The organism is Micromonospora sp. SL4-19, assembly GCF_047921475.1.
Lineage (GTDB): Bacteria > Actinomycetota > Actinomycetes > Mycobacteriales > Micromonosporaceae > Micromonospora.
On sequence record NZ_JBLROB010000092.1, the window covers coordinates 1 to 408 of the forward strand.

Annotated in this window: 1 protein-coding gene; it reads right to left on the bottom strand. The window is 70.1% G+C overall.

Annotated elements, in window-relative coordinates; translation table 11 throughout:
• On the bottom strand, nucleotides 1–408 hold a 408-nt coding region (locus ACNAVT_RS31825), incomplete at both ends, for an ABC transporter ATP-binding protein (RefSeq protein WP_416301707.1).

The following is a 408-nucleotide window of genomic DNA, read 5'->3' on the forward strand; positions in this document are numbered from 1 at the left end:
GTGGCGAGCAGGATGGTCATGCCGTGTTGGTCGCGTAGGTCGAGCAGCAGGTCGAGGATCTGGGTGCCGGTGGTGGAGTCGAGGTTGCCGGTCGGTTCGTCGGCCAGGAGCAGTCGGGGCTGGCCCATGAGGGCGCGGGCGATCGCGACTCGTTGTTGCTGGCCGCCGGAGAGCTGTGCCGGGAGCGCGCGTTCGCGTCCGGTGAGGCCGACCGCGTCGAGCAGGTCGCGGGCGCGGGTGACGTGGTCGGCGCGGCCTCGTCGGGGCAGCACGGGCGCGATGACGTTGTCCAGCACGGTCAGTGCTGGCAGCAGGTGGTAGCGCTGGAAGACGAAGCCGATCCGTTGCCGGTAGCGTGCCAGGTCCGTGCGTCGCAGCTTGGTGATCTCGACCTCGTCGACGGTGACG